The organism is Modestobacter excelsi (assembly GCF_005930495.1).
Lineage (GTDB): Bacteria > Actinomycetota > Actinomycetes > Mycobacteriales > Geodermatophilaceae > Modestobacter > Modestobacter excelsi.
The window spans coordinates 1-3761 of record NZ_SJEX01000149.1; the positions used below are offsets into that span (position 1 = coordinate 1).

Genomic DNA, 3761 nt, shown 5'->3' on the forward strand with positions numbered 1-3761 from the left:
GCTGGAGCCCTCTCATGACCGCCGCTGCCGGCGCCACTGCCGTGTCCCGCGTGGGCACGGTGCCCGCCCTCGAGGTGCGTGACCTCGTCGTCCGTTACGGCTCCGGGCGCAAGGCCCGCAACGCCGCACCGGCCGTGGACGGCGTCAGCTTCGACATCGCGCCGGGGGAGACCCTCGGCCTGGTCGGGGAGTCCGGGTCGGGCAAGTCGACGATCGGCAAGGCGCTGCTCGGCCTGCAGAAGCCGTCGTCGGGCACGGTGCGGGTGAACGGGCAGGACATCACCGCGATGTCGCTCAAGCAGCGCAGCCGGCAGGTCGCCGACCTGCGGGTGGTGTTCCAGGACCCCTACTCCTCGCTCAACCCGGCGCGCACCATCGGTCAGACGCTGGTCGAGCCGCTGCGGCTGATGGGCGTCGGCGGTGCCGAGGCGCTGCGGCGGGCCCGGGCCGGTGTGGAGTCCGTCGGGCTGCCCGGCGACGCCGTCGACCGCTACCCCGCCCAGTTCTCCGGCGGCCAGCGACAGCGGATCGCGATCGCCCGGGCGCTGGTCTGCGACCCGAAGGTCGTCGTGCTGGACGAGCCGGTCTCCGCCCTGGACCTGTCCACCCAGGCGACCGTGCTGAACCTGCTCGCCGACCTGCGCGACCAGCGCGGCCTGTCCTTCCTGTTCATCGCGCACGACCTCGGTGTCGTCCGGTTCCTGTCCCAGCGCACGGTCGTGCTCTACCGGGGGCAGGTCATGGAGACCGGCCCGGTCGAGGCGGTCAACTCCGCGCCGCGGCACCCGTACACCGTGGCGCTGACCTCGGCCGCGCCGGTGCCGCGCCCGGCCGAGCAGGCCGCCCGCCGCGCCGCCCGCGAGGCGCTCGGCATGGGCACGGCCGGTGCCGCCGCCGCGTCGGCGACCGGGTGCCCCTTCGTGCCCCGCTGCCCGCTGTCCACCGACGTCTGCGTCTCCCAGCGCCCGGCGCTGCGGCTGGTCGACGAGACGCTGGCCGCCTGCCACCACGCGGAGCGGGTCCCGGCTCTGTGACGACTGCGCCCACCCGCCTCCGCGTCGAGCACCTCGACGAGGCGCTCGGCATCCGGACGTCCGCGCCGCGGCTGTCCTGGCGGCTGCCCGACGGCGCCCGGGAGCAGCAGGCGTACCGGCTCACCGCCGACAATGGCTGGGACACCGGCTGGGTCGAGTCCGACCAGAGCCTGCTGCTGCCGTACGCCGGTCCGCCGCTCGCGTCCGCCCAGCGGGTGCAGTGGCAGGTCGCCGTCCGCACCGACCTGGGCGAGAGCCCGGCGTCCGAGGCCTGCTGGTTCGAGACCGGCCTGCTGTGGGCCGAGGACTGGCAGGCCGGCTGGATCGAGCCCGGGACGATGCCCGCCGGCCCGAAGGGCGAGCGACCGGCCGCGTTGCTGCGGTTCGAGTTCGACGTCGACCGACCCGTCGTCTCGGCGCGGCTGCACGCCACCGCGCAGGGGCTGTACGAGGCCTTCGTCAACGGCGAGCGGGCCGGGGACGCCGAGCTCACGCCCGGCTTCACCCAGTACGACGTCCGGCTGCAGGTGCAGACCATCGACGTCACCGGCTCGGTCCGGGCCGGCCGGAACGCCCTCGCCGTCGTGCTGGCCGACGGCTGGTTCCGCGGCCAGATCGGCATCGTCCGGGCCGCCGACCAGTGGGGCGACCGGCTGGCGTTCCTCGGCCAGCTGGAGCTCACCCACCCCGACGGCGAGGTCACCGTCGTCGGCACCGGGTCGGGCTGGCGCAGCGCCGAGGGTCACGTGGTCGCCGCCGACCTCATCGCCGGCGAGCAGGTCGACCTGCGGCGGCTGCCCCGCGGCTGGGACACCGCCGGCTTCGACGACGCGGCATGGGCGCCCGTCGGCGTGGTCTTTCACGAGTACGCAGGACTGGTCGACTCGCCCGCCCCGGTGGTGCGCCGGGTCGAGGAGATCGTGCCGGTGTCGGTCACCCGGCTGCCGAGCGGCGCGCACGTCGTCGACCTCGGGCAGAACGTCAACGGCTGGCTGCGGCTGACCGACCTCGGCCCGGCGAACACCCGGCTCACGATCACCCACGGCGAGTGGCTCGGCCCCGACGGCGACGTCACCACCGACCACCTGCGCCCCGCGGTGCCCTTCCTCCCGGAACCGCTGTCCGCCGGCCAGGTCGACGTGGTGGTCTCCGCCGGCGTCCCGGGCGAGGTGTTCGAGCCGCGCCGGACGACGCACGGCTTCCAGTACGCCCGGATCGAGGGCCACCCCGACGAGCTCACCGTCGACGACGTCCGCGGCGTGGTCGTGCACACCGACCTGCGGCGCACCGGGTGGTTTTCCTGCAGCGACGAGCGGGTCGACCGCTTCCACGAGGCGGCGCGGTGGAGCCTGCGGGACAACGTCTGCGACATCCCCACCGACTGCCCGCACCGCGAACGCGCCGGCTGGACCGGCGACTGGCAGCTGTACCTGCCGACCGCCGCCTTCCTCTACGACGTCGCCGGGTTCTCCACCAAGTGGCTGCGCGACGTCGCCGCCGACCAGTGGCCCGACGGCACGGTCGGGAACATCAGCCCGGCCTCCAAGGACGAGGGGCGGGACGGCCCGGTCGCCTTCCTCAACGGCTCGGCCGGCTGGGGCGACGCCGCGGTGGTCGTGCCGTGGGAGCTGTACCGCGCCTACGGCGACGTCCAGGTGCTCGACGAGCTGTGGCCGACCATGGTCGGCTGGCTGGACCGCACCGAGCGGATGGCCCGCGACCAGCGGCACCCCGACCGCGCCGCGGCGCGACCCGAGCCCGCGCCGCACGAGCAGTTCCTCTGGGACACCGGCTTCCACTGGGGCGAGTGGCTGGTGCCGGGGGAGGAGATCGGCGACTTCGGCGCCTTCGTGGCGGCCGACAAGGGTGAGGTCGCCACCGCCTGGTACGCGCACAGCGCCGGCCTGATGTCCCGGATCGCCGCCGTGCTCGGGCGCACCGAGGACGCCGACCGGTACGCCGGGCTGGCCGCCGAGGTGCGCGCCGCCTGGCAGGCCGAGTACCTGGACGACGACGGCCGGCTGGTGCCCGACACCCAGGCCGACCACGTGCGCGCCCTGGCCTTCGACCTGGTGCCCACCGAGCTGCGCCCGGCGGTCGCCGACCGGCTGGTCGAGCTGATCCGCAAGGCCGACACCCACCTGGGCACCGGCTTCCTGGCCACGCCGTACCTGCTCCCGGTGCTGGCGGACACCGGGCACCTCGACGTCGCCTACGAGCTGCTGCTCAGTGACTCCGAGCCCGGCTGGCTGGTCATGGTCGACCGGGGGGCGACCACGGTGTGGGAGCGGTGGAACGGTGTCTCCGCCGACGGCGTCCCGTACGAGTCGCTCAACCACTACTCCAAGGGCGCGGTCGTGTCCTTCCTGCACCGCTACACCGCGGGCATCGAACTGACCGATCCCGCCTACCGCCGGTTCCGGGTGCAGCCCCGGCCCGGCGGCGGGCTCACCTCCGCCGAGGCGGCGCACGAGTCGCCGTACGGCCGGATCTCGTCGTCCTGGTCGCGGGACGGCGACCGCTTCGAGCTGCACGTCGTCGTCCCGGCCGGCACCGAGGCCGAGGTGGTGCTGCCCGACGGCACCAGCTCCGCCGCCGGACCCGGCGAGCACACCGTCACCTGCGAGCTGGAGAACGCCTGATGAGCACCGAAGCACCCGAGTGGGCCGGCCCCGCCCGGTTCCTCACCCCGCCCGAGCCCACCCTGCGGGACGACGGGGTGCGGCA

Annotated in this window: 2 protein-coding genes; both read left to right on the forward strand. The window is 74.8% G+C overall.

Annotation, left to right across the window (positions count from 1 at the left end; genetic code table 11):
* Positions 1 to 14: 14 nt before the first annotated feature.
* Positions 15 to 1034 (forward strand): oligopeptide/dipeptide ABC transporter ATP-binding protein, encoded by a 1020-nt coding sequence (locus tag FHL80_RS24915; RefSeq protein WP_138736011.1) that lies wholly within the window; start codon positions 15 to 17, stop codon positions 1032 to 1034.
* The gene (locus FHL80_RS24920) at positions 1031 to 3676 is read left to right on the forward strand and encodes a family 78 glycoside hydrolase catalytic domain (protein ID WP_138736012.1); all 2646 of its coding nucleotides are present in this window, start codon (positions 1031 to 1033) and stop codon (positions 3674 to 3676) included. The genes FHL80_RS24915 and FHL80_RS24920 overlap by 4 nt, the downstream gene beginning before the upstream one ends.
* The last annotated feature ends 85 nt before the right edge of the window (positions 3677 to 3761 follow it).

Coding starts and splice junctions, on each gene's coding strand:
- FHL80_RS24915 (WP_138736011.1), top strand. CDS start 15: ATGACCGCCGCTGCCGGCGCCACTGCCGTGTCCCGCGTGGGCACGGTG.